The organism is Blastocatellia bacterium (genome assembly GCA_025055075.1).
Lineage (GTDB): Bacteria > Acidobacteriota > Blastocatellia > HR10 > HR10 > HR10.
Genome location: JANWYV010000004.1, coordinates 68314 through 94146 on the forward strand (window position 1 = coordinate 68314; position 25833 = coordinate 94146).

Genomic DNA, 25833 nt, shown 5'->3' on the forward strand with positions numbered 1-25833 from the left:
CGGGTGTATGAGGCAAGCAGCGAGTTGGATTCTCATACTCCTCTTGGGAATCCCGTGGAGCCTGGCCAGTGCTTCTGCGCAGTCGGCGTCAGAGCGATTCTTCCCCGTGGATCAAGTGCGGCCGGGACTGCACGGTATCGGCAAGACAGTGTTCGAGGGAGATCAGGTTGAGGAATTCGGGGTGGAGATCCTCGGCGTCCTACCCGGTCGGCCCGGACCGAAACAAAGCGTCATCATCGCGCGGCTCACGGGGCCACGCTTTGATCGAACGCGCATCTTCGCGGGCATGAGCGGCAGTCCGGTCTATATTGACGGACGGCTTCTGGGAGCCATCGCGTATACGTTCCCCTTCGCTATGGAGCCGATCGCTGGCATTACGCCGATCCAGGACATGATGGAGTCTCTGGAAGCTCATTCTCCTTCATCGCCATCCTCTTCCCCCGGCATGGCGCGTGTGAGTGCTGCGCTCTTTGAGCAGGCGAGAGACGTTGACCTTTTGAGCCGTCTGTTCCAAAGCCTGCTCCCCCTCGAGCGGATTCCGATCGAGCCGAATCCCCGAATGCCCGCGAGTTTGCGACCGTTCTCTGGCCAGCAGCTCGTTCCGATCGCGACGCCGTTGTCCATTTCGGGAATCTCGCCAGAGGCTTTCGAGCGCTTCTCTCCGGAGCTGCAGAAATTGGGCTTCTTTCCCATCGTTGGGATCTCCGCTGGAGCAGCCATCACGCCGCTAGCTCCGATCACCGCTGAGACGCTGACGCCAGGAAAGTCCGTCAGCGTGCAGCTCATGCGCGGTGATCTCTCGATTGAAGCGATTGGCACGGTGACCTGGCGCGAGGACAAGAAGGTCTACGCCTTCGGGCACCGTTTGTTCAACCTTGGTGGGGTCGAGATGCCGCTTTCAGAGGCTTCGACGATCGCCGTCGTCCCAAGCCTGATGAACTCATTCAAATTGGGTGTCACGGAGAAGCTGGTGGGGACATTGCGGCAGGACCGCTCGGCAGGCGTCTTGGGCATTCTCGGCGAAGCCCCTCGCATGATCCCGCTGACGATTCAGCAGAAGAAGAGCCGAGGAGGGAGCCATACCTATCGCGTCGAGATGATCAACAACAGCGTGCTCACGCCGCTTCTGGTGAACCTCGCGGTCTTCAATGCCGTCACGGGTAGCGAACGAAGCTTCGGCGACATGACCGTGCGCGTGCGCGGGACGATCAAAGTGCGCGGGCACGAGGATGTTCTCGTCGATGGTCGCTTCTCAGCCATGAACGAAGCGCCCGCGCAAGCGGCACTCTCGGTCGCTCTCCCGGTGAGCTATTTGCTCAATAGCGGCTTCGAGGTGACGCTGGAAGGTATTCATCTGGAGATCGAAACGCTCGAGCAACGGCGCGTGGGCATGCTCGATCGGGTGTGGGTCAATCGCACCGAAGTGAAGCGTGGCGAGACGATCGAACTGCAGATCTACGCGCGCGCCGAGGATGGCCGCGAAGTCGTCGAGCGCATGCCCCTTCAGATCCCAGCAGATGTTCCTCCGGGCAAGCTCTCGATCATCGTGGGAGACGGGAACGCCATCCAGGCTTATGATGGACGCTCGGCAACCGCCTCGCTTGGGTCGGTGCAGAGCCTGGCGCAACTCATCCGCACGCTCAATCGTTTGCGCAAGAGCGACCGATTGTATGTGAAGCTCGTCCGCTCGAGCCTGGGAGCTATTGTGAAGAACGAAGAGCTCCCAGCCCTGCCGCCCTCCGTCCTGGCGACGATTGGATCCGAGCGCACGGCGGGAGGGTATCAATCCATCCCCTATACGACGCTGAAGGAGATGGAGCTGCCTCCGGGAGAGTTCGTGATCACGGGCCAGCGACAAGTCTCCATCACCGTGGTGCGATGACCTGTGGAACACCAAGTGCGCGCATTTGGAGACGCTGAGATTCGCCGAAGCCGCCATCCTTCATTCCCGCTGACACAAAGGAGAATGACCGACATGAACGGAAAACGCCTTCCCATAGGCTCGGCCCTAACTCCCCCATCCCCATATCGCCGAGCCTCGATGTGCTGGGGAATGGGATTTCGCTCAACCGCACTGATCCCACGATTTGCGACGTTCCTGATCCTCTTCCTCTCGCTCGGCCTTGGCCTTTTCGCGCTTCCGGCGATCGGGGGCGGAACACAATACTGGCAGCTTCAAGGACAAGCCGCATATTTGCGCGGCGATCCGGATGGGATCTCCATCTCCCGCGAGGGACGACTCATGCTGGCGCCCGCGCTCGTTCCGATCTTCGATACTGGACAAGCCTTCATCTGGTCGAGCGTCGCCGATCGGAAAGGGAACATCTATTTGGGCACGGGACATGAAGGCAAAGTTTTCCGCGTGGATCCCCAAGGGAGAGGGACGCTCGTGCTCGATACGGAGGAACTGGACGTCACGGCCTTGGTCGCGGACGACGAGGGCAACCTCTATGTGGGGACTTCCCCGCAAGGGAAGGTCTATCGCCTGACGCCGCAGGGCAATAGCTCGGTGTTCTTCGATCCGGAGGAGACCTACATCTGGTCGCTCGCCTTCCACCAAGGCACGCTCTTTGTCGGCACCGGGGCCAAAGGTCGCATCTATCGCGTGGACCGAACGGGCCGCGCGGAAGTTTTGGTGGACACGAAGGAGACGAACATCATGGCGTTGCTCGTGGACTCGACCGGAGCCGTGATCGCGGGCACCGATCCCAGCGGCTTGGTTTTGAAAGTGACGCCAGAGGGTCGAGCTTTCGCTCTCTACGACTCTCCTGTCCGCGAGATCCACGATTTGCAGCTCGCTCCGGATGGGACGATCTATGCGCTGGGGCTGAGCGAACGGGAGACGCGATCTTCGCCCGCGCCCTCATCTCCCTCCTCGCTTCCGCCGGTGACGGCCGTCAGCAGCACGGGCAGTGTGACGGTGACGATCACGAGCTTCGATCTCACGCCCTCGGGAACGTCCGTAGAGCCGGAAGCGCAAAACGTGAACGCCGTCCTCTATCGGCTCCGTCCGTCCGGAGACGTGGAGACGCTCTGGAACGCCCCCACCTTCAGCGCCTTCTGCGCGACGCTCGATGAAATGGGGAATGTGCTCTTGGGGACGAACGATAAAGGGCGCATTTACGCCGTTGATTCGCAAGGCCGCGCGACACTCCTTGTGCAAGCTTCGGAAGCGCAAATCTCGCGCTTCGTGCGGAGCCAGATGGGACTCTTTGTAGCGACGAGCAATCTGGGCAAACTCTTCCGCCTGGGACCGGAATGGGCAGCACGCGGAGTCTATGAATCTCCCGTCTTCGACGCGCGTTTCATCGCCCAGTGGGGCACGATCACTTGGCAGAATCAGGTCGGGCAGGTTGAGATCCAAACGCGCACGGGGAACACGGAGACTCCAGATGAGACGTGGAGCGAATGGTCTCCACCGGTACGAAATGGAGGGAAAGTGGCGAGCCCTCCGGCTCGATTCATCCAGTTTCGCCTGACGCTCACCGCAGATCGCGCGACGCCCGGAACTTCTCGCTCGAACGCGCGTCCGCAGATCGAGGGCGTGCGCATCGCCTATCTCCCGCAGAACGTGAAACCGACGATCACTTCGTTCGAGGTCCTTCCCGCAGGCGTCGCTTTGCAAGAAGTACCCCAACAGCCGATTGACCCGGGCATCCTCAGCTCTGGTTTGGATCCCGCGATCTTCGGGATAAGCGCCAATGTTCCCCCACGACGCGTGTACCAACGAGGAGCGCGCTCCTTTCAATGGAACGCGAGCGATCCCAACGGCGATCAACTCGTCTACAGTCTCTTCTCTCGAACGGTGAGCGAAGGACAATGGCGACCGCTCGTTCGCGACCTCACGCAGACATTTTATACGCTCGATACGGAAACGCTCCCCGATGGATGGTACGTCTTTCGGCTCGTCGTCAGCGATCTTCCTTCGAACTCCCCGGAACGCGCGCTCGAGGCGGAGCGGCTCACCGAGCCGATCCTCATTGATAACACGCCGCCCTTGATTCGTGCGACGGAACCTCGCCTTTCTGGGCGGCGCGCGGAGGTGACGTTCACGGCTGCGGATGCGACGAGCAATATCGCGCGCGCTGAGGTCAGCATTGATGGCGGGCGATGGCGGCAGCTCCTCCCCGATGACGGCATCGCTGATTCGCCGGAAGAGACGTTCACCGTCCGCGCCGAATTCGAGACCTCGGGAGAGCACACCATCACGGTGCGCGTCTTCGACCTGCAGGGGAATGTCGGCTCGCGAAAAGTGACCCTCATGATCCCGTGATCCAGGATGATTCGCTGAGACGTCGAGAAATCTCGCGCCAGCGTTTCGGCATGCCTCACGGGTGAGTCCCGTCAAATGCCGCCCGCCACGTGATTTCACCTATTTGCTCGCCTTCCTGCGGCGAGGGAAGAGTCGGGTACTCTCCAACACATTTGCCTTTTCCTCGCGGAGGGCATCCCGCGACCGGAACGAATAAGGAGGCGAGAAAACATCCGAAGCTCGGGCATCCTATCTCGGCGTCTTTTCATCCCATTTTTCGGTCACCGAGGACAGATTCGATGGTCGGACTCAGGACGATGATGGGTGCAAAGGCGAAGAGGACACCGGCGTTGCAGATCATACCGCGTCCGATGGGCGAGAGCCTTCTGTTGAGGGCCGAGGGGAAGCTCACGGTCGCGACTGTCCCCATCTTCAGCTCGGCCGTCGCTACGGCGCTGCACTCGAACGCGCGCGCCATCATCGTGGACCTTCGAGAGCTCACCGATATAGACGCTCGGGGCGTCGGTGAATTGGTGAAGGCACACACTCTGGGCCAAAGCCAAGATCGCCCAGTGAGATTCCTCATCCGAAATGGACGTGTGGCGCGCCTCATTCGACTGGCGAATCTCAATAAGGCGTTGACACTCCTTGAGGATGCCCGCGAGCTCAATCGCTTCGAAGTGGGTGATGAGTCACGCCGCTTTCCACGACTCCCTCTCACCGAGGAGAGCGACAAGAAGCAATCGTAGGATTTCGCCCCCTGGCCCTCCGCCTCATGCCGTAAGAGAGCCTTCGGGAACGCATCGAACGAGAGATTGGCGTCTGCCCCATCAACGCCGAGGACGAAGGAGCGCTGGCAACATTGCTCCGAAAGAGGCCAGAAGCCCAAAAGCAATTGGAGGCGAACCGGTCCTATTCTGACTGTTGATCACCAGATGCGCAACAGCGGTCACGATGAGCCCGATCGCGATCGCTCCGAGCGCGTCTCGCTCCTTCGGACGCGTTGAGAAGAGCCCGAGGATCAGCGGGACAAAGAGCGCGACCGAGAGAAGCGTGTAGAAGATCGAAAGGGCGGCGATGACCGAGGGGAGCACGATGGCCAACACGATGCCCAGAATTCCGGCCAGAACGGCGGCGCGACGGCTTGTGCGCAGTAGCTCTTGCTCGGAGGCCTCTGGCCGCAGGAACCGCTTGTATAGATCCTGCGCGAGCGAGGTCGAGAGCATGAAGAGGACAGCGTCCGCTGAGCTCACCTCAGCCGAGAAGATCGCTGCAAGCAGTACGCCTCCCAACCACACAGGCAACATCGAGACGAGGGCCACTGGTAAAGCCAGTTCGCGATTCGCCAAATCGGCATGCGCGGCCCGCGTGGCCATACCGATCACCACTGGGAAGAATGCGAAGAGCAGTAAGGCGCCAGCATTCGCCCCCACGCCGATTCGCACGGCGCGCGCCGAACGCGCTCCATACACCTTCTGCAACAATCCCGGAGAGACGATGAACGAAGGCGCGAGCATGAGGAAATAGGCGAGAGCACGGTCTCCCCCGAATCCCAGGAACTCGAAATATGACGAGCCGACGACATCATGAGCGCGCATCGTCTCTTGCACGCCCGTCCATCCGTCTGCGCGATCGAGTACGAACCAGAAGGCGAGCGAAAATCCACTCAATTTCACGACGACCTGAACGACGTTCACCCATGCGGCCGAGACTAATCCGCCGACGGCGAAGTAAAGGATTGTGACGAGGCCACCCAGTGCGCATCCGAGAGGCTTCGGCACGCCGGCGACGACGTTCAAAATCCATGCGACGGCGATCCACTGACCGGCAAGGATGGCGAGCGATCCCATCCACAGGATGACGGCAATGACGCTGCGCACAGTGCGACCGTAACGATGTTCCAGATAATCCCCGACCGTGTAGAATCCGTGCTGCGCGGCAAGGGCCCAGAGCTTCGGGCCAATCACAAGCGCGAGGATCAAGCTCCCGAGCCCCGCTGATCCCACCCACCACCACCCGGAGAGCCCGAACTGGTATCCGAGTCCGGCCGCTCCAACCGTAGATCCTGCTCCGATATTGGCTGCCAGGAGCGTAGCGAAGAGCAAGCCCGATCCCAACTTCCGGCGCGCAACGAAGAAATCAGCGGCCGTGCGAACTGAACGAGAAGCGATGATGCCGAGGGCGATGAGCGCTCCGGAGTAGAGGAGCAAGAGGAGGACGTATTCGTTCATCGCGTCTCGGCGTGCATGAGGTCGCGCGCAGCGGGATAGCCCGGCAGTCCTTCCGCCTTCAAGATAGCGCGAACGACGGCCTCGGCAACGACCTCGGCCGCCAACGCGCCTACGACTCCGAGATCGCTGCCGCGCACCTGTCCCGTCGAAAGCGCGAACAGGGTGTCTCCATCAAAGGGCATATGCACGGGACGAATGGAGCGGGCGAGCCCATCATGTCCCATCTGCGCGATCTTGGTCATCCCCGCCTTATCGAAGGCCGCGTTGGTCGCGATGACGCCAATAGTCGTATTCTCTCCGGGTCGCAATCGAGCCGGGCTTTCCCCTCGACGAAGCAAGGCCATGGCATCGGCCAAGCGCTTGCCATCCGGCGTGCGCACGCCTGCCAGAATACGCCCCGTTTGGGGATCCACGATGTCCCCTACAGCATTCACGACGACGAGCGCGGCCACGACCACCTCGCCCACGCGAAGACTAGCCGTTCCCACGCCTCCCTTCATCGCGCGCTCCAAACCGAACAACTTCCCCACGGTCGCTCCCGCTCCTGCGCCAACATTTCCTTCTTCGACGGGCCCGCTAGAGGCGCGCGCGCACGCCCGATATCCCGCTTCGCGATCCGGGCGAATCCGGGGATCGCCCAACGCGAGATCGAATAGGATGGCCGCCGGGACGATCGGAACTTTCGCCACGCGCGTCTCAAACCCAATGCCGCGCTCTTCGAGATACTGCATGACACCAGAGGCGGCATCCAAGCCAAACGCGCTTCCACCAGCGAGCACGATCGCATGCACTTTTTGCACCGTGTGAATGGGATTGAGCAAGTCCGTCTCGCGCGTTCCCGGAGCCGATCCGCGCACGTCCACGCCGGCGATGGCACCCTCTTCGACGAGGACGACCGTGCACCCGGTAGGACGTTGCGAATGCGTGAAGTGACCGACCTTGATTCCGGGGACATCGGTTATCCCTCCGGATGGCGACATCTCTCTGCGCCCCCTCCATTCATGAGCTTCCGACATCTTCCCTCTCCCAAGGACGCTGCCCACGAGAAGAGAGAACACGTGCTGATGAAATGCTCGCCGGGTGAGTTTCTCCATCTAATGGGACGCCTCCGTTCGGAAGCTCCGCGTTGGAGAATCGTCCGCGTCCTCCCGCAGCGTCCGAAGCAAGGCGAGGGCAAGCACCTTGCACCCCGCCACCACATCTTCCAAGCGGCAGTACTCATCCGGCTGCCGCGCTAGCTCGAAGCGTCCGGGCCCGTACAGAAGATATTCTCGAACGCCGCTTCGTTCGAGGTGTGCGCATTCGGATGTGGCTGGGCCAACCACGCATTCCGGCGGGCGAACGAGCACGCAACGAATGGCGCGATCCATCGCGCGCGCGAGGCGCATCTCCATCGGCGCTTCCGATGCCAACAGGAGCACAGGCGCGCTTCGTTCAACTGGCGCTTCGACGAGGCGCCCACGCGAAGGCTCGTGGCGAGGAGCGAAGCGAAGGCGCTCCACGCCGCAAGCTGCGGCAATGAGCACGTGATCGGTCTGTCCGGCGCGCACGATTCCCGCATCCACCAGGTACCCCATGCCAGCTTCTCCGCCACTCTCCCCGTCTACGGTCGCGCTCACCTCAAGCACGCCGTCGAAAGCAACATGCGCGCGGCGCAGCGCTTCCACCGCGTAAAGATTCATCGCCAATCCCGCCTTCGCATCTGCGGCCCCACGTCCGAAAATCTTCCTCTCGCGAATGAGCCCACCGAACGGTTCCACAGTCCACCCCGTTCCGGGCGGGACGACATCCACGCGCGCGCTCAAATGGACGGTGCGTCCCGGTCCGCATCGCGCGAAGCGACCCACGACGTTCACTCGCGGATAGCACGCGCTGTGAGCCGGAGACTCGACGGCCGTGAGACGCACCACCTCGTACCCGAAACTCATCAGTTGCTCCTGCACCAGCGCTGCGCACTCGGCATAGTTCTCCCCGGGCGGATTCACCGTGGGAATGCGAATCACGCGCGCCAGGAAGTCGAACATCTCCTCGGCCATTTCGTCCACGCGCGCGAGGACGCGCTCTTCGTCAGGCGTCAAGAAGGCCGGATGGTTCATGCGTGAGGCTCCGCGGGGGACTCGAAGATGCGATGAAAGGCCTTCAAGAAGGCTTCGAGCGTCAGCGCATCGAAAAGGACGAACCGGATCTCTCTCAGCGAACTCTCTGGGTGCGCGCGCAAGAAGTCGCGGGCGGCCTCAAGCAGGATTTCGGCGCAGCGATCAACCGGGAAGCCAAAGATCCCAGCGCTAATCGCCGGAAGCGCGAGGCTCGCGAATCCGCGCTCGGCAGCGAGCGCGAAGCTGGAACGTGCAGCCGATCGCAACTGTTCCTCTTCGCCCTCGCTTCCCCCTCGCCAGATCGGCCCAACGGCATGAATGACGGCGCGACACGGCAGCGCGCCAGCGCTTGTGATCGCCGCGCTTCCAGTCGGGACCGGCCCATGCTGGCGCACCCATGCATCGCTCTCTCGCTGGATCACCTCTCCCCCTTTGCGCACGATCGCCGCGGCCACCCCTCCTCCATGCGCCAAGTGCGAATTCGCCGCGTTGACGATAGCGTCCACCCGCTCTTCGGTGATGTCACCGTGAACGAGCCGAATGATTTGTCCGGATGGGAGCACATGTTCCGCCTTCACCTCGTTCATCGCGTCGCCTCCTCATCGCGCGAACGCCTAGAAAACGGGCTCAGCCAATCGCTCCAAGAGGATGGCCGAGGCGCGTTCGACGTCTTCGTGAAGCGAATTCCCGTGCGCATCCATCGTGACGATGGCTGGGAAATCCTTCACCCGCAGATGCCACATGGCTTCTGGAATGCCGAACTCAAGCAGGTGAACGCCGAGCACGTCCTCGATGCATCGAGCATAATATTGCGCAGCGCCACCGATGGCATTCAGATACACGGCCCCATATTCCTTCATCGCGGCCAGGGTCTTCGGCCCCATCCCACCTTTGCCGATGACAGCGCGCACGCCGTATCGGCGAATGACCTCGCCTTCATACGGCTCCTCGCGCATGCTCGTGGTCGGACCGGCCGCCGTGATGCGCCATCGTCCGTTTTCCTGAAGGGCGACCGGACCGCAGTGGTAGAGGACCGCTCCCCGCAGGTCCACCGGAGGTTCGTGCTTCATCAAATACGCATGCACGGCATCGCGCCCGGTGAAGACCTCCCCCTGAACGAGCACGACATCGCCGACCTTCAAACGGCGCACGTCCTCCTCCGACAGTGGCGCACGAATCGAGATCTCCTTGCCGGTCAGTGGCACCCCTTCGGCCCGGGAGAGCGGTTGCGGATGTTCATCGCGATAAAGCCAACGCACGATCTCTCCCGTCCGCGCATCCAACACGACCCCCAACCGACGAAACGCCCAACAATCGTAGGCGACCGAGACGAAGAAGCTCGCCGGCAGCCGATTGAGGACTCCGATCTTGCATCCGATGAGCGTCACCCGTCCGCCGAATCCCATCGTACCGATGTTGAGCGTGTTCGCCGCCTTGAGGATATATTCCTCCAATCGCGCGAGATCGGGATCCGGATTCACATCATCGAGGGGACGGAACAATTGCAGCTTCGCATGGTGATAGCCCGAAGCCCGGTCTCCGCCGATGCACACGCCGACGGCGCCAGCGCTGCAACCCTGCCCTTGCGCCTGCCAGATGGCATGCAAAATACACTTGCGCACGCCATCCAGATCCCGATCGGCGCGCCCCAGATGCGGCAGCTCACACGGGAGCGAATATTGCGCGTTCTGATTCTCACATCCCCCACCTTTGAGGATGAGCCGGACCTCGATCTCTGCATCGTTCTCCCATTGCTCGAAGTGAATGATGGGCGTGCCCGGCCCGAGATTCGTGCCACTATTCTTCCCCGTGAGGGAATCCACCGAATTCGGACGCAGCTTCCCCAACCGCGTGGCTTCGGCGATCGCCTCCAGGATCTGCGCCTTCATCGCGATCTGATTGACCCCGACAGGGACCTTGATTTCGAACGTTGGCATTCCCGTGTCCTGACAGATCGGCCCCTCAGCTTCGCACGCCATATCAACGTTGGTCGCGATAATGGCCAACGCTTGCGCCGCGCGCGTCCCCGGTTCCTCCCATTCCAAGGCCGCGGCGATCGCGCGTCGCACATCGGCCGGAAGCGTCGTCGAAGTCTTCGTGATGAGTTCCAGCATGCTGTCCTTGAATGCGCGCATTGGCGTCCTCCTCACCTCAGAAGCCTCGTTCTCTCCTCGGCTTCAATAGCAATCGAGCCGCCGTCAGCGGATCCGGCCAGGTGATGCTCAACAGTCAGTTCAGCATCTCCTCTCCTCCGCTGCAGGAGGAGATTTATACCACAAAAGCTCGCCCCAAAGGAATCGGCATGCGACACGGGGAACAGAGGATAACGCCCATTCTTTACGTCGAGCGATGCCTGTAGCGAAGCCTATCGAGAATGGCTACAATCCCTCTCGATGGAGGGAACAGAGTTGCGCGGGACGCTCAGCAAGCGCTGGCACGCGTGGTTGATGGCGCGCGCCAGCCGATATGCGGACGCGTATCTGCGGCCTTACAAGGAGCAACTTTTTGCTGGACTTCACGGACGTGTTTTGGAGATCGGGCCGGGGACAGGACCAAACCTTCGATATTACCCCTCGCAGATGCAATGGATCGGCGTCGAACCGAACCCCTTCATGCATCGGTATCTGAGGATCGAAGCGGAGCGATGGGGCGTGGACGCGAAGTTCATCAACGGGCGAGCCGAACGGCTCGACCTCGACGACGCCAGCGTGGACGCTGTCATCAGCACGCACGTGCTGTGCTCGGTGTCAGATCCCGAGCGCGCACTCCGCGAGATTCTCCGCGTGTTGGTCCCGGGCGGACGATTCCTCTTCATCGAGCACGTCGCGGCTCCAGCAGGCACGCGCCTTCGCTATTGGCAGGAACGCTTGCGACCTCTTTGGAGACGACTCGCCGACGGCTGCCATCCGGATCGCGAGACAGATCAGCTCATCCAAGCCGCGGGGTTCGAGCGCGTGTTCATGCACCGACTCTCATTCCCCTTTCCCGTTGTCGCTCCACACATCATCGGGACGGCGATCAAGAGCGCTGCATCTTGAATTCCGCTCACATCATGTGAGCGCGGATCCGCTCATCCCCATCGGAGCTGTTGGCGCACGCGATGAGCTAACTCGAGCGCCTGGGTGACCTCTTCGGCGAGGACGGTCACATGTCCCATCTTTCGCTTGGGACGCGCCTCTTTCTTCCCATAGAGATGCAGGCGGACGCGCGGATCTTCCAAAATCCGTTCCACGCCGATCAACCGGTGACCACGCCCATCTCCGAGCAGATTGATCATCACCGCCGGCGAACGCAGAATGGGCGGAACGATCGGCAATCCGCAGATCGCACGCGCATGGTTCTCAAACTGCGAGACCATGCACGCGTCGAGCGTATAATGCCCAGAATTATGAGGCCGTGGGGCGATCTCATTGACGAGGAGGCGATCGTCCTCAAGCAGGAACATCTCGACGCAATAGACGCCGATGATCTGAAGGTGCTCGCCGATCGCGCGAACGATCCGACGGGCTTCCTCTTCGACCGATGGAGCGACCCGAGCGGGGACGATCGAAGTGTCCAAGATATTGTCCACGTGCACGTTCTCGACCAAGGGGTACGTGAGGACCGTTCCCCGTTCATCTCGAACTCCGATCATGCTCACCTCTTTGGCAAAGGGCACCCATTGCTCCCAAAGCGCCTGCGGCTCGGCGCGCGATGTCTCGGGCACGCCCAAGCGGTGGAGCGCATCACGCGCCTCTTCCAGCGTTCGGACGAGGGCTTGTCCCTTCCCGTCATATCCTCCGGAGACCGTTTTGAGCACGGCCGGGAATCCGATCTCGCGAGCCGCGCGTTCACCATCCTCGATCGAGGCGATGGCGCGAAAGGCTGGGACGCCGATGCCCAAGTCGGAGACGAACGTCTTCTCGCGCCACCGATTTTGCGTGATAGCGAGGACAGCGCTCGAAGGACGGACCCATCGGCCCTCCGCTTCGAGCCGTTGAACCGATGTCGCTGGCACGTTCTCGAACTCGTAGGTCACGACATCGCTGCGGTCACCGAGTCGCGCGACAGCCTCCAGATCGTCATAGGGAGCCACGATCTGTGCATCGGCGACCTGACCGCAAGGCGAGTCCGGTTCCGGATCCAATGTGATCACGCGATAGCCCATGCGCTTGGCCTCTAGGGCGAGCATGCGCCCCAATTGCCCACCACCGAGGACGCCAATAGTGCGCCCGGGTTCGATGATCGTCATTCCGACTCCTCCTCGATCGTCATCTGCAAGACGTCGTTCTTCATCGCCTCCACGTAAGCGGCGAGCCGCTCGGCGATCTCCGGATATTTAATGGCCAGGATGCGCGCCGCCATCAACCCCGCGTTCTTCGCGTTCCCAATGGCGACGGTCGCTACCGGCACGCCAGCCGGCATCTGGACGATCGAGAGCAACGAATCGAGCCCATTGAGGGCCCGCGAGGGGACGGGCACCCCAATGACGGGCAAGATCGTCTTCGACGCCGTCATGCCTGGCAGATGCGCCGCTCCTCCGGCCCCCGCGATGATGACCTCCAGCCCTCGCGCCCGCGCCGTCTCCGCATACTCGAACATCAAATCCGGCGTCCGATGCGCCGAGACGATGCGCACTTCATGGGGAATATCCAACTGCCGCAAGATCTCCACCGCGCCGCGCATTGTCTCCCAATCCGACCGGCTTCCCATGATCACGCCCACAAGTGGACGGCTCTGCCGCTCATTTGCACTCATATGACCTCCGCCGATTCCCGCGGATCCGAGCAACCTCGTATCTCTTCGCGAAGCGCTTCGAAGCCGGATTATCTTATCGCACCTCTTCCCTCTTCGGGAAGTCTCGCGTATGATCTTCCTCTCATGCTCACGCTCAATGCCGTATGGTTTGTGACTTCCAGCGCGTGGGGCGCCGATCTCTCGCGCGCGCTCTCGGCGCACGCGTGGCCCATAGATCTCATTCGACGCGGGCTGTATTTGTATCTTCCCGAGGAAGCGGGCGACTACGTTTATTTGGTGAGCGCCGGACGGCTGCGGATCTTTCGCGTGAATCCGATGGGCGAGGAGAAGACGATCGCAACGCTCGGCCCGAACGACCTCTTCGGCGAACTCCGCGGAGGCCCCCGAGAATTCGTCCTCGAAGCTGTGGAGGATCTGGCGGTGAAGACGGTGGACCGTCGGGCGCTGGAGGAACATGCGATGCGCCCTGCGACAATACGTCTCTCTGGCGAAGGCGGCGACCTGGATCTCTCCCTCCCGATCTCGCGATTGCTCGATACAGCTCCTCGATCGCGCCTGGCTCGCGTGCTGTCACGATTGGCTGAGGAATACGGTGTGCCCACGCTCGATAAACGCACCCTCGTCCCGGTAAAGTTGACGGCTCGCGCTTTGATGGAGATGACTGGACTCTCTGAGGAAGCGGTGCGAGAGGTCCTGGAAGAACTACTCGCCGAGCGCGTGATCGCTTTTGAGGGCGGGAATCTCCTCATCCGCTATCGAGCGGAGCTGGAACGGATGACCGAAGACGCCGTATGAGCAGCGACCGGAAACAGCGAGAGCATCTCGCGCCGAGATTCTTCGCCTTGTGGGCACTCGTAGGCCTATGTGGATTGCTCCCTGCTTGCGCTCCTCCATTTCGCGTCCCCACGCAGATTCGTCTTCCTGAGCAGAGCCCTCGTGGAGAGGCGGAGAGCGTGGATCTCGCGATTCGCGCGACCCTCCTTGTGGACGAAGAAGCACACTTGGACCTCTTTCGAGCGAATCTGCTATTGGCCGGGCTTTTGCCGATCTATCTGGAGATGAAGAACCGCGGCGATGCGGCGATCGAACTTCGCCGAGCGCGCGTGGACGCTTGGGATGAAACTGGAAATCGCCTCGCTGTGCGCGCGCCCAAGCAAGCGCTTCGCCAACTCTTCGACTACTACGAGGTCACGGCCTATCGGATCGCCTCGCGCGAAGAGCTAGAACGAGCGTTCTCGGAGATTGCTTTCGCATTCACGCCCGCGCTCGCTCCCGGAGAGATGCGACGCGGGATGCTCTTCCTCGCTCTTCCTCCCGGTCCCCGTCCTCTGCCGACCCGTCTCACGCTCACGCTCGCTGCGCTCCGCCGTGCGCGCTCGTCGGAACCGCTCTCGCTCACGCTTCAAATCAGCGCGCGATAATCGGCGAGACGACACACGCTCACTCTGGAGGAATAGGCCTTCGGGAAGAGACGCTGCGCGCCCCTCGAATCGGCTCAGCGTTCGCGCCGGTGTTGCTCCATCATGCGGATGAATTCGTCGAAGAGATAGAGGGCATCGTGCGGACCGGGCGAAGCCTCCGGATGGTATTGGACGGAGAAGATGGGCAGTTCCCGATGACGCATGCCTTCGAGCGTCCCGTCGTTCAGATTGAAGTGCGTCGGCTCGATCTCCGGCGGAAGCGTCTCCGCCGCCACAGCGAATCCGTGATTGTGCGCCGTGATCTCCACGCGTCCAGTTCGAAGATTCTTCACCGGCTGATTCCCCCCTCGATGGCCAAACTTCAACTTATACGTGCGTCCGCCGAAGGCGAGCCCGAGCAGTTGATGCCCCAAGCAGATGCCGAAGATAGGGAGTCGCCCGATCAGGCGTCGGATGTTCGCCACGACGCCAGTGAGGGGTTCTGGATCACCCGGTCCATTGGAGAGGAAGACTCCATCGGGCTTCAAGGCCAGCACATCTTCGGCCGAGGTGTGCGCCGGCACGACTGTTATCCAACAGCCGCGCGCAGCCAGTTGCCGCAGGATGTTGAACTTAATGCCAAAATCATACGCTACGACGTGGAAGCGCGCCGTAGCCGCTGACGATGAGTCGTTCGCCGGATCCACTTGAGCCGCCCATTCGTTCCACACATACGGATGCTCGCACGTCACCCGACTCGCCAAATCGAGGCCGAGCATCGAAGGAGCCTCGCGAGCCCGCCGCACTGCGTCCTCAGCATCGAGCGTCTTCGTCGAGAGACAGGCGCGCATCGCTCCTCGCTCGCGAATGTGCCGCACCAAGGCTCGCGTATCAATTTCCGCGATGCCCACGATGCCGTAATGCTTCAGATAATCCTCCAAGCTCGCCTCAGCGCGCCAATTGCTGAAGGTCCGAGAATATTCCCGCACGACGAAGCCTTCGACGAACGGACGCCGCGACTCAATATCCGCCGAATTCACCCCATAATTGCCGATGTGCGGATACGTCATGACGACAATCTGTCCGGCGTAGGAAGGATCGGTCAAAATCTCCTGATACCCTGTCATCGAGGTGTTGAAGACGATCTCCCCTGTACGCTCGCCTTCTGCGCCGAAGGCCTCCCCACGATAGACCGTGCCATCTTCCAGCGCGAGAATCGCCTCCATAGTCACTCTCTCCGATCGAAACCTTACACTGCCGAGGATCGACCCTCGGCGCACGACGCCTCGGTCGGTTCGGCCTCTCCTTCCGCGCGAGGCGGATTAGCTCCTACAACAGCCTCAGCATCGTGGGGTCTCGTTCGGGATCCCCCTTCTTTGGAAGACCGCGCTCCTGCAAAGACATGATGGAAATAAGGCGTCAAAAGCTGATGTCCGATGAGCACCAGCACCGGCGACGCCACAAGGAGGACGAACGCCTTACCCACCACGGGCACCGCCGCCAGCGAGACGATGGCCGGAAGAAGAACCGCCAATGTCCGAACGAGCGATATCGAGAGGGCCTGCCGCAACGCGATCCCCACGAGGAAGGCGAAGGGCGGAAGCGCCGCGATCCCCAGAGCCATTTCGTATCGCGGCGCCCACTCCGGCAACACGAGGAAAACCGGCAGGATCATCACGCCGTGAGCCACCGTCCACCCATAGAGCGCCGCCCCCAACATCTGCCGGTAGTGTTCGCGCCAGAGGACAAGCAGTGGCTTCCGCACGGAGAACGCATTTGCGAAAAGAAGGAGGAGGGGGACAAAGACCATCACCAGCACGACAAGCCATCCGAATCCTTCTCGCACAGCCTCGCGCAAGGCACTCAAAAGGTAGCGCACAGAGACGGCGTCCCAGTGTCCGCGCGCGCTCAGCAGGTAGCGCACTTGCTCGAACACCCCCGTGAGCTTGCTCTCGTAGAGCATCGTGATGCCGAGAGCCCATAGAGCCACTCCTCCGATCTCCGACCAGCGGATGATCCGCGCGAACGCCCGCGATGGGGCATACAGAAGCTCACCTACGGTTCGAATCACGCGGGACATGCCGAGTTATCGCAGTCGCCCCATGTTGCTGAGCGGCCAATAGCGGAAGACGGCCTTCCCGTAAATGTACTTCTCCGGCACGAGCCCCCACTGCCGGCTGTCGTTGCTCGAGTCGCGGTTATCTCCCATGACGAAATAGTAATGCTCGCGCACGTACACAGGCGGCATATTCTCCTCGCGCGTATGAAGACGCGAATCCAAATACGGCTCCGGCAAGGGTTCCCCATTGATGTAGACGACGCCGCGACGAATGGCGATCGTCTCGCCAGGCAGCCCGATCACCCGTTTGATGAATGACTTGGATGGATCGTTCGGATACCAGAAGACGACGATGTCGCCGCGTCGAATCGGCTCGAACTTGTAGATGAACTTGTTCACGAAGATGCGCTCGCCATCGTGCAAGCGCGGCAACATACTCGTTCCTTCGACGCGCACCGGTTGAATCACGAACGTGACGATCACGATCGCGATGAGCACCGTGAGCGCCAGGTCCCGCAGGAAAGCGCGAATCTCCCGTCCGAGCGCGATCACATCCCTCGGGGGTCGCGTCTCCGATGTTGTCTTCATCTGAGAACCATCTTCCGGGACGCCCCTTCCCCACGCGCCCGACTCCGGCCAACGGTGCGCCTCACTTTCGACGGATGCGACGAAGAGCTCCGCCTCATCTCCCACGCGCGCGCAGGGATCCTCGATTCGCGGAGGATCGATCGAGGTCTTCGATGGCTCACCGATCCGATAGTGTTCCTCACCCATCGCGGTCGCTCCACCTTCCGCTCGTGAGCAATAAGGGTATGGGCTCTCCGCCCATTTGTCAATTCGCGACTGCGGCGGCATTTGAAACTGCTGGGCACGCCATTGACTTCCCGAACTTCTTCTGGCAATCTTTTCGCCTTTTGTGACGATCGAACGTCGTCACGGAATCCAGTCGCACAAGGAGGGAGTCGTCATGGCACGCACAGCGGCCAAGCCGATTCGGCTCATCTGTCCTAAGTGTTTCGCAGCGTTCACCGTCGTCGCCTACATCTCGAAGGGGGTGGATAGGGAAGCGTACTATCGGCAACGCGCTGCCGAACACGACTGCTCGGCCAACGGCAAAAAGCAAGAGAGCGGATTCAAGGATCCGCTGAAGGCCTCCAAGGAGAGAGCGCGCAGTCGCTAATTCTCCCCAGGTGAACTGACGATCGGCCAACCTCGCGTGACGGAGTCGTGCAAAGCCCGACTCCGAAGGAGCTGTAGTATTCCTTGGCGCGTCCCGATCCACTTACGGCACGCGCATCGTGTGCAACCGTTTCCCCGCGGCATTGAAGATCGAGATCTCCGCGCGCGGCTCGCCTCGATCGGGGAATACGCGCACAAGAGCATAGGTGTACATGTTCGTCGCCGTGAACTCGACCTCGGGCCGACGCCCGACGAACGCAATTGGCGAAGGGAACTGCGCAATCGGCCCAGCGATAACCTCAAGAACGCCCTCAGCATGACGTAATACAGCCGCGTAATGAACGTCGGCGGCCAAAAAGATCACGTTTTCGATGCGATGGGCGCGGATGAAGTTTAAAATCTCCTGCCGCTCGATCCGATAGCCCTCCCAGGAATCGCGAGCATGATACTTCAAGGGCACAGTCGTGGCGATGAATTTGAACGTTGCCGGAGAGGCGAGCAGCGCCGCCTTCAACCATGCCTTTTGCTCAGCCCCGAGCATGGTCTTCGAGGGGCCATCTCGCTCCGATTGCGGACTGCGATATTGGCGACAATCGAGCAAGAAGATCTCAGCCGCACGTCCCCAACGGAACGAGCGGTAGAGCCGCGTCTCATCGGTCCCCTCCCGGCGAATCGGCCAATATTCGAGGAATGCCTGGCGCGCTATCGGAAGACGCGGATGCGTGCGATCGGCATTGTTGGCGATCTCATGATCATCCCACATGACGTAGAACGACGTTTCGCGCGCTAGACGTTGGAAGGCTGCGTCCTTTCGATTTCCCAGATACTTCAGGCGATACTCCGCGAGCGTCTTCGCCGCCGGGCCTGGACCTTGATCGGCATAGATCGTATCGCCGAGGAAGAGGAAGAAATCGGGACGCTGCGCGCGGACGGCGTCGAAGAGTCGGAACGGTTGATAGGCTTCACCCGCATCCCCACTGTAAGCGAATGCGAGCGGCGCCCACTCGTCCTCCTCAGGCGCCGTCAGGAATTGTCCGATCGAGCTGACGAACGCGCGCGAAGGAGCTGTCGGGTCTTGTACGTGAAGGCGGTAGAAATATCGCGTGTGCGGCAGAAGTTCACTGAGGGGAATCTCGGCTGTGAAATCTCGATCTGAGGAGAGCCGAATGGGTTCTGTGAATTGAGAAGTCGCCAAATCAGCCTCGGTTCCATACTCGACCTGCAGGATTGCCTCTCGATTCGCCCGAGCCCAGAGGAGCGCGCTGTCCTCAGTCACCTCACCCACGATCGGTCCGCTCACTTCCAATCCGTGAGCGATGCGCGCCGCCTCCGGAGAGGCGGAAGCGAACGTTCGGACCACGGCCTCTAACGCGAGAAACATGAGGATGGGAAGGAATCGCGACCGGTTTCGCATAGGACCTCATTTCGAAGGTGCCCAATATCCGGATCGGGCATGAACGCGAGCGCCGGGAACGGTGACCTCCACGCGCAATGAGCGCCAGCGGCCGTCTCGCTCCTGACGGCTCGGATAGTAGCCGATGCTGTAGAGCGTTCCGAGCTCGGCTTGGATCTTCGCGTACACTTCGTCCAATTGCGAGAGCCGCGACAACGGATAGACGCGTCCGCCAGTGCGTTCGGCCAACTCCCGCAACTCCCGTCGCGCCAGACGATATAATCCGCGCGTGATCTCCATCAGCTCCTCTTCGGTGAAGAAAAACGGATTCCGATACCGAAGGGGGAGATCCCGTGGACGATACGTTCTCCGATAGCGCTCCAACTGCGCGGGCGAGAGCGTGAGTTCTCCTCGCCGGATGCCTTCGAGCACAAACGCTTCGGTATCCAGCTCGATGACGTACACGGCGACAGCCGCTTGCTCCAACCGTTTCGCCGCCTCGGAGAAATCGTAGAAGCTCGCCGAATCCACGCCGTCGGTGAGGGCGACGATCACCTTCCGCCCAGACGCTGAGCGCAGCAGCTCATCGGCGACGACAGCGAGGGCATCGTAAAAAGCGGTCGCCGAGCCCGCCTTCAAATTCCGCAAAGCGCCGATCGCTTGCTTTCGCTCCTGTGTGAAATCCTGATGGAGGACCGCTTCGCGATTGAACTCGACGATGGCCACCCGATCCTGCGGACGCATCCGCTCGATGAACCGCATCGCCGCGCGCTGAACCGTCTTCAGCTCACCGCGCATACTGCCACTTGTGTCCAAAAGCAGGACGATGTCCACCGGTGCCTCCACCGTGGCGAAGTGAGAGATCTGCTGCTGCTCTCCGTCCTCGTACACGCGGAAGTCCTCGCGCGTGAGATGGGGCACGCTCTCCCCCTTTGGACCGATGACCGAAACGGTGAAGGAAACGAGATCCGAGCGCAACTCGACGATTGGTTCTTCGCCAGATTTCGGTCTCTGTGCGAAGGCTCCGGAAAAGCTGATCCCCAAGCCAATGAGGATTCCGAAGATCAGCGATCGTCGCGGCCAATCCCCCGCACGATGCGGCACCCGATCGTTCGAGCAAGTTGTTGACATGCCTCGTCGCATCCGATATATTGTTCGCCGAACAGCGCTTGGAGATTCCAATTCTGCCACATGAAGCGAAGGAGGTAAACGATGCGCGGGAGAGGACGGATCGCCATTCTGGGTTTCGTCTTCGGTACCTATGCCGCGGGATTGGGGCTCCTCTTCCAGCTCACGATCCCCGCAGAGAGCTGGGCGCAGCCGCAGCAAGAACGGAATGCCGTCGTGAAGGGAACAAGCACGGGCGCTCAAGCTACAGGTGAAGCTGCGGCACAAGCGGGCAAGGCTACAGCAAAGGCCGCTCGGACTGGCGCAAAAGCGACGGCAGAGGCAAGCACGTCGGCGGGAAAGACGACCGCCAAAGCGACGGCGAAGGGAGCGACGACAGCCGGGGAGGCGACGGCTCAGGGAGCGACCGAAGCGGGGAAAGCAGCGGCCAAAGGCGGCAAAGCTGCTGGAAAGGCCGTCGGCAAAGCTGGCAAAGCCGTGGGCAAAGCCTTCAAGCGCATCTTCTGAAAGCGAGCCCATATGAGGACGGGATACAAGCACGTCACTGCGTGGTGTGTGGTTTTCGTCTCTCTTACGCTTTGGGTACCGCTCACTAGCTCAACTCCGCAGGCTGGGACGATCATCGTGGATACGCTTAGTGATGCCGACGATGGGACTGATGGACGTTGTTCCCTGCGAGAGGCTATTGTGGCAGCAAATACTAACGCGACGTACAACGAGTGCACGCGCTCGGGCCCACCAGATGATACGATCACTTTCAGTGTGAGCGGGACCATCGTGCTGAACAACGGCATGCTTCCCATGATCCTTAGCGGATCAGGAGTGCTCACGATCGATGGAGGCGGGCGCATCACTATTAGCGGCGCAGGAACGACGCGCATTTTGCACAACCAAGGGGATCTGAGGTTGAGAAATTTGCGACTCGTTGAGGGTTACATAGATATTGGCGATGGTGGCGCTATTTTCAATGATGGAGGCGACCTGCGCATCGAGAACAGCATATTACGAGACAACGTCGTGGACGAGGGATTTGGAGGAGCAATCTCGAATCGGCTAGGTCGAGTCGTTATCATGAACAGTCAATTCTTGAATAACCGTATCCCGATTACTGGCGATGGCGGGGCGGTCTTTAACTTTAACGGAATGGTCGTCGTGAGTGCCAGTATCTTCTCAGAAAATTTCGCCGAGGTAGGCGGCGGAATAGCTCAGTTCCAACCAACATCGCATCTCATGATCAGTGAGACGACGTTTTCGAATAATAGCGCAGTCTTCAGTGGAGCTGTAGCTAATGACCGTGGAGCGGTGATTATTGTTCGTAGTACGTTCTCAGGGAACCGTGGAATTGGTGGATACAGTGGTGCAGTCTCTAATTTTGACAGGATGACGGTGACGAACAGTACGTTCTCAGGGAATATAGCTAGAGGGGGCAACATTGGCGGAGGAGCCATCGTCAATGGAGGAGAATTGTACCTCAGTTTCGTGACCATCGCCTTTAACCAAGCCACCACTGCAAACGGAGGAGGGATTTTCAACAATAGCGTCGGCGTTGTGCGCATCAAGAATTCGATTGTAGCGGGAAATACCGCGGGAGGCGCTGGAGGAAACTGTTGGAGTCAAGGCGGACCGATCCTTTCCCTTGGCGGGAATGTGGATAACGATGGCACCTGCTTTGGAGGAGCGGGGAGCCCGAACATTAATCTCGGTCCCTTGCAAAATAACGGAGGGCCGACGCAGACCCACGCTTTGCAGGCGGGTAGCGTTGCAATTGGCGCAGCGATTGACTGTACCGATGCGCAAGGCAATTCGATCACTGAGGACCAGCGAGGAATTCCTCGTCCTCAACCGGCTGTTGGAGCATGCGATGCGGGGGCATACGAAGCCCGACAGTTCAGGCTCACTGTGCAAAGGATCGGCACAGGGAGCGGGACGGCAAACAGCTCTCCCACAGGGATCTCCTGCGGATTAGATTGCACTGAAGATTACAGTGAGGGCACGACCGTACAGTTGATGGCCACTCCCGATCCGGGCTCCAGCTTCGCCGGCTGGGGAGGCGCCTGTTCCGGCGTCTCGCCTTCGACCTCCGTGGTCCTCGATGCGAACAAAACATGCACGGTGCTGTTCCAGCTTAGCCGCGCGGATCTTCGCATTAGCAAGCGGGCATCGCCTGACCCGGTGGTGGTTGGACAGTCGTTGCTGTATACCATTGAGGTCATGAACAGAGGGCCTGCGACTGCCACTAACGTTCAGGTGGAGGACTTCCTCCCAGAAGACGTTCAGCTCGAGGGGGTCTCTGGAACGGGGTGGAGCTGTAGCTCTGCGGGCAATCAGGTCACTTGTACTCGTCCTTCTATACCGGCTCAAACGACGGCTCCTCCGATTCGGGTGAGCGTGCGGGCACCGTTACGAATGATCACTCTCACGAACACGGCGAGCGTGCGTTCATCAGTCCCTGACCAACAACTGCAGGATAACCAAGCGAGTGTGGAGACACCGGTCGTTGGGCCGACTATGGCGTTTTTCATGGCTCGTTTCTCTCCCACAGGGGCTGAGGTCTCGATGGCCGCTTCATCATCACGCGGGGTGATCGTAGCCGATCCGCTTCAGGATCACGTGCGAGTGTTCGCATACCACAAGCAGGAGGGATTGAAGTTGAGGCAAACGATTCGGGTGGGACGAGGACCGGTCGCCGTGGCTGTAGGAGATGTGACAGGAGATGAGTGGACGGATGCTGTCACGGCGAACTTCTTGGGACGCAGCGTGACCGTAGTGCGAGGGCGAGGAGACGGAACGTTCGAACCTCGAGCGCGGACGTTCACCATCGGGGGGAGACCTGGGGCCATAGGGCTTGGCGATTTCAATCGAGACGGGCGATTGGACCTGGTGGTGACGTATCTTGATACGGGACAGCTTGAGCTTTGGTTAGGACGAGGAGATGGGACGTTCAGGGCAGGACGCCGAATTGCCGTTGGGAAACAACCCGTGGCGTTAGCCATAGCAGATATAAACCGAGATGGATTCCTCGATGCAGCAGTAGCCGACTGGGATTCTTCTGACGTGACCGTGCTCTTGGGGAAGCCAGGTGGGGCATTGGCGTCCGCTCAAGAGGTGAGCGTGGGAATGAAACCGACAGCAGTGACAGCGAGCGATTTGAACGGAGATGGATACGTCGAGCTGATTGTGGTGAACCATCGAGAGTCAAGTATTTCGATTTTGCAGAATGAGGGGAATGGGCGTGGGACGGTACGCTTTCGATCGGTGATAACTGTGCCGACGGCCGACGCTCCGCTGGGGGTGGCCGTGGGACGCTTCTCGTCTACGGGATTGAGTTTGGCCTGCGTGGGCGCGAATGCTCGAGAGATTTGGCTGTATCAACTCGATGAACGGATGATTCCAAGTCTAAAGCAAAAGCTGACTGCAACCAATATCTCGGCTGCTCTTACGGCGGGGGATCTCAACGAGGATGGCTGGTTGGACGTGATCGCCCTAGATGCACTTGGAGAACTCTTAGAGGTTTGGACGGCCGATGAACGAGGAATCTTTCACAAGAGGCTCTACCGCTAGGCCTCATGGCGATGCGACCTTGACAGATTCAGCGATATTCTACTATGGTTAACGCGTTGGTGGGCCGGTAGCTCAGCTGGGAGAGCGCCAGAATCGCACTCTGGAGGTCGGGAGTTCGAATCTCCTCCGGTCCACCAAATCGCCGCGATTTCCCGCAATATTCCCTACCGGTTGTCCATGAGACGACCGCGATGTTCTTAGCTCTCGCGCGAGAATTACCGCGAAAGACTCTGCTAGCTCCTGCCAGAGTTGTCTCTTGCGAGATGGAAAGCAATCGTTCAGATCCTCCGAATGGGCGGAGATTGCGCGCGGAGCAACTCGGTGACTTCCGCGCGCGTGGGCATTGAGGGTTGCGCTCCCTCTTTGGTGACAGCGATCGCGCCGCAGGCGTTGGCGAATCTCACAGCTGAGAGGAGATCCATGCCTTCGCTCAGGGCGACGGCCAAGCCTCCGGTGAACGCGTCGCCCGCCGCCGTGCAGTCTACGGCTTTCACCTCGAAAGGTGCGGCGTGAAATGTCCCTCCGCGCGTGGCGATCACAGCGCCTTCTCCCCCTAAGGTGATCACGACGCATCCAGCGCCTCGATCGAGCAACCGACGAGCGGCTTCACGGGCGCTCTCCAGATCGGTGATCTTCACCCGACTCAGCTCCGAGGCCTCATGCCGATTCGGGGTGATGACATCGGCTCGCCGCAAAAGTTCGTCTTCCAACGAGCGAGCGGGAGCTGGGTTCAAGATCACGCGCAATCCATACTCACGAGCGGCTGCTGTGACGGCTTCGACGATTTCGAGCGGGATCTCCAGTTGAAGGATCACCGTCGTATAGGGATGACAGGTTTGAAAGAGATTCCGAAAGTACGCCGCTCCACGCGTCGCCCAGTGGCGATTGGCCCCGGGAGCCGTGGCGATCGCATTCTCCCCCGACTCATCCACCATAATGAGGGCGACGCCCGTATGGGCATCGGGCAGCCACTCGACGAGGGAGACGTTGACACCGCCACTGGCGAGGCTTTTGACGACCATGGCCCCGAAGTCGTCCGTCCCGACGTTCCCGATGAGTCGCACCTTCCCTCCCAAGCGCGCGACGGCGAGGGCCTGGTTCGCTCCTTTTCCTCCCCCGAATACTTTGAAATTGTATCCGGAGACGGTCTCCCCAGGTCGCGGCAGCCGTGGCACGCGAATGACCAGATCCGCATTGATGCTCCCCACGACGATGACATCCGATGCGGCCGGCATGATGCTCCTCTCCTCAACAGGTGCTCATTCGTTGAGCGATAATTCTACCCACTGGTGAGCTGATCCTCCACCGAGCTGGAGTCCGACAACCATCCCCACGACCCCATCGAGATACGGCAAACCATTCTGATGACGTTCGCTGAGGGCTTGGCGAATCGCGGAGACTCGCGCTACCATTGGGCCGCATATCTTGAGGAATTCGAAGCGTGGACGAAAGCCATGGAGATTCTGAGAGTCGTTGCGGCCATTCAGGGCGTCTATGGGATCTTGAATCTGCTTGGGGGGATCTTCGCGGATGCATATGGCGTTCCGCTCCGGCCGCAGCTCGGATTCGCGTTGGTGGGATTCGCCCAGGTGGCTTCGGCCGTCGGGCTGTGGCGCTCTCGGAAATGGGCTGCCATCGTCGCCTTCGCGACGTTGGTCGTCCTCAGCGGGCTGGCTCTCTATATGGACCTTTCTTCCTCGGGAGATGTTTCGATCGCAGACCATCTCATCCGTGCGGCGATCGGTGTGGGGATCGCTGGTCTGATCCTCCTCCGATGGAAACAACTGGCCTGAATCG

23 protein-coding genes and 1 tRNA gene are annotated in these 25833 nt (G+C 60.6%); 11 read left to right on the forward strand and 13 right to left on the reverse strand.

The annotated features are described in order from the left end of the window. The first annotated feature begins 7 nt into the window (after nucleotides 1-7). From NZ746_00870 to NZ746_00880, 3 genes are all read left to right on the forward strand, one after another. Nucleotides 8-1882, forward strand: coding sequence for a hypothetical protein (locus NZ746_00870; protein MCS6815909.1), 1875 nt, complete (start codon nucleotides 8-10; stop codon nucleotides 1880-1882). A gap of 93 nt (nucleotides 1883-1975) precedes the next feature. Beyond that, nucleotides 1976-4273 carry a hypothetical protein gene (locus NZ746_00875; protein MCS6815910.1) on the forward strand — a complete coding sequence of 766 codons (2298 nt, stop codon included), beginning with the start codon at nucleotides 1976-1978 and terminating at the stop codon, nucleotides 4271-4273. Between the two features lie 296 nt (nucleotides 4274-4569). Then, entirely contained in the window at nucleotides 4570-5001 is a 432-nt protein-coding gene (locus NZ746_00880; protein ID MCS6815911.1) for an STAS domain-containing protein, read from the forward strand. A gap of 81 nt (nucleotides 5002-5082) precedes the next feature. Here the strand turns inward: NZ746_00880 and NZ746_00885 are convergent, their stop codons facing one another. The 5 genes from NZ746_00885 to NZ746_00905 all read right to left on the reverse strand — a co-directional run bounded on the left by NZ746_00885 (nucleotide 5083) and on the right by NZ746_00905 (nucleotide 10714). Next, entirely contained in the window at nucleotides 5083-6483 is a 1401-nt protein-coding gene (locus NZ746_00885) for a sodium:solute symporter family protein (GenBank protein ID MCS6815912.1), read from the reverse strand. Next, nucleotides 6480-7499: a P1 family peptidase gene (locus tag NZ746_00890; protein ID MCS6815913.1), complete on the reverse strand. Its 1020-nt coding sequence runs from the start codon at nucleotides 7497-7499 to the stop codon at nucleotides 6480-6482. Before NZ746_00890 ends, NZ746_00885 begins: the two co-directional genes overlap by 4 nt. Nucleotides 7500-7577: 78 nt before the next feature. Then, nucleotides 7578-8579: a M20/M25/M40 family metallo-hydrolase gene (locus NZ746_00895; protein MCS6815914.1), complete on the reverse strand. Its 1002-nt coding sequence runs from the start codon at nucleotides 8577-8579 to the stop codon at nucleotides 7578-7580. Then, complete coding sequence (locus NZ746_00900; protein MCS6815915.1) at nucleotides 8576-9166, reverse strand: macro domain-containing protein; 591 nt, start codon at nucleotides 9164-9166, stop codon at nucleotides 8576-8578. Before NZ746_00900 ends, NZ746_00895 begins: the two co-directional genes overlap by 4 nt. Before the next feature lie 27 nt (nucleotides 9167-9193). Further along, nucleotides 9194-10714, reverse strand: a complete 1521-nt coding sequence (locus NZ746_00905; protein MCS6815916.1) for a fumarate hydratase — start codon at nucleotides 10712-10714, stop codon at nucleotides 9194-9196. A 273-nt stretch (nucleotides 10715-10987) separates the two neighbouring features. On the opposite strand from NZ746_00905, the gene NZ746_00910 reads away from it, so the two are divergent. Then, on the forward strand, nucleotides 10988-11617 hold the full coding sequence (locus tag NZ746_00910) for a class I SAM-dependent methyltransferase (GenBank protein MCS6815917.1): 630 nt from the start codon (nucleotides 10988-10990) through the stop codon (nucleotides 11615-11617). A gap of 32 nt (nucleotides 11618-11649) precedes the next feature. Here the strand turns inward: NZ746_00910 and purK are convergent, their stop codons facing one another. Both purK and purE read right to left on the reverse strand, forming a co-directional pair. After that, a complete protein-coding gene (purK, locus tag NZ746_00915; protein ID MCS6815918.1) occupies nucleotides 11650-12810 on the reverse strand; it encodes a 5-(carboxyamino)imidazole ribonucleotide synthase in 1161 nt (386 codons plus the stop codon). Then, nucleotides 12807-13316, reverse strand: coding sequence for a 5-(carboxyamino)imidazole ribonucleotide mutase (gene purE, locus NZ746_00920; GenBank protein ID MCS6815919.1), 510 nt, complete (start codon nucleotides 13314-13316; stop codon nucleotides 12807-12809). The genes purK and purE overlap by 4 nt, the downstream gene beginning before the upstream one ends. A gap of 123 nt (nucleotides 13317-13439) precedes the next feature. On the opposite strand from purE, the gene NZ746_00925 reads away from it, so the two are divergent. Together NZ746_00925 and NZ746_00930 are read left to right on the forward strand one after the other, a co-directional pair. After that, nucleotides 13440-14111 carry a Crp/Fnr family transcriptional regulator gene (locus NZ746_00925; GenBank protein MCS6815920.1) on the forward strand — a complete coding sequence of 224 codons (672 nt, stop codon included), beginning with the start codon at nucleotides 13440-13442 and terminating at the stop codon, nucleotides 14109-14111. Between the two features lie 158 nt (nucleotides 14112-14269). Next, on the forward strand, nucleotides 14270-14737 hold the full coding sequence (locus tag NZ746_00930; protein MCS6815921.1) for a hypothetical protein: 468 nt from the start codon (nucleotides 14270-14272) through the stop codon (nucleotides 14735-14737). A gap of 74 nt (nucleotides 14738-14811) precedes the next feature. Here NZ746_00930 and carA read toward each other — a convergent pair whose 3' ends face one another. Genes carA through lepB form a run of 3 tightly spaced genes read right to left on the reverse strand, consistent with a single transcriptional unit; the run spans nucleotide 14812 to nucleotide 17363 of the window. Further along, nucleotides 14812-15942: a glutamine-hydrolyzing carbamoyl-phosphate synthase small subunit gene (gene carA, locus NZ746_00935; protein MCS6815922.1), complete on the reverse strand. Its 1131-nt coding sequence runs from the start codon at nucleotides 15940-15942 to the stop codon at nucleotides 14812-14814. Between the two features lie 23 nt (nucleotides 15943-15965). Continuing rightward, a complete protein-coding gene (locus NZ746_00940; protein MCS6815923.1) occupies nucleotides 15966-16796 on the reverse strand; it encodes a hypothetical protein in 831 nt (276 codons plus the stop codon). 6 nt (nucleotides 16797-16802) lie between these two features. Next, nucleotides 16803-17363, reverse strand: a complete 561-nt coding sequence (gene lepB / locus NZ746_00945) for a signal peptidase I (protein ID MCS6815924.1) — start codon at nucleotides 17361-17363, stop codon at nucleotides 16803-16805. A 379-nt stretch (nucleotides 17364-17742) separates the two neighbouring features. Between lepB and NZ746_00950 the strand changes: the two genes are divergently transcribed. Further along, the gene (locus tag NZ746_00950; protein MCS6815925.1) at nucleotides 17743-17955 is read left to right on the forward strand and encodes a hypothetical protein; all 213 of its coding nucleotides are present in this window, start codon (nucleotides 17743-17745) and stop codon (nucleotides 17953-17955) included. A 102-nt stretch (nucleotides 17956-18057) separates the two neighbouring features. Here the strand turns inward: NZ746_00950 and NZ746_00955 are convergent, their stop codons facing one another. Together NZ746_00955 and NZ746_00960 are read right to left on the reverse strand one after the other, a co-directional pair. After that, on the reverse strand, nucleotides 18058-19368 hold the full coding sequence (locus NZ746_00955) for an alkaline phosphatase D family protein (protein ID MCS6815926.1): 1311 nt from the start codon (nucleotides 19366-19368) through the stop codon (nucleotides 18058-18060). Nucleotides 19369-19374: 6 nt separating this feature from the next. Then, the gene (locus NZ746_00960; GenBank protein ID MCS6815927.1) at nucleotides 19375-20478 is read right to left on the reverse strand and encodes a VWA domain-containing protein; all 1104 of its coding nucleotides are present in this window, start codon (nucleotides 20476-20478) and stop codon (nucleotides 19375-19377) included. Nucleotides 20479-20559: 81 nt separating this feature from the next. Here NZ746_00960 and NZ746_00965 point away from each other — a divergent pair, with 81 nt between their 5' ends. The 3 genes from NZ746_00965 to NZ746_00975 all read left to right on the forward strand — a co-directional run bounded on the left by NZ746_00965 (nucleotide 20560) and on the right by NZ746_00975 (nucleotide 24173). Then, on the forward strand, nucleotides 20560-20982 hold the full coding sequence (locus NZ746_00965) for a hypothetical protein (protein ID MCS6815928.1): 423 nt from the start codon (nucleotides 20560-20562) through the stop codon (nucleotides 20980-20982). An 879-nt stretch (nucleotides 20983-21861) separates the two neighbouring features. Beyond that, nucleotides 21862-24036, forward strand: a complete 2175-nt coding sequence (locus NZ746_00970) for an FG-GAP-like repeat-containing protein (protein ID MCS6815929.1) — start codon at nucleotides 21862-21864, stop codon at nucleotides 24034-24036. Nucleotides 24037-24097: 61 nt separating this feature from the next. Continuing rightward, a tRNA-Ala gene (locus tag NZ746_00975) sits at nucleotides 24098-24173 on the forward strand. A 141-nt stretch (nucleotides 24174-24314) separates the two neighbouring features. Here the strand turns inward: NZ746_00975 and rbsK are convergent. Continuing rightward, entirely contained in the window at nucleotides 24315-25271 is a 957-nt protein-coding gene (rbsK, locus tag NZ746_00980) for a ribokinase (GenBank protein ID MCS6815930.1), read from the reverse strand. A 219-nt stretch (nucleotides 25272-25490) separates the two neighbouring features. Between rbsK and NZ746_00985 the strand changes: the two genes are divergently transcribed. After that, nucleotides 25491-25829, forward strand: a complete 339-nt coding sequence (locus NZ746_00985) for a hypothetical protein (protein ID MCS6815931.1) — start codon at nucleotides 25491-25493, stop codon at nucleotides 25827-25829. Nucleotides 25830-25833: the final 4 nt, after the last annotated feature.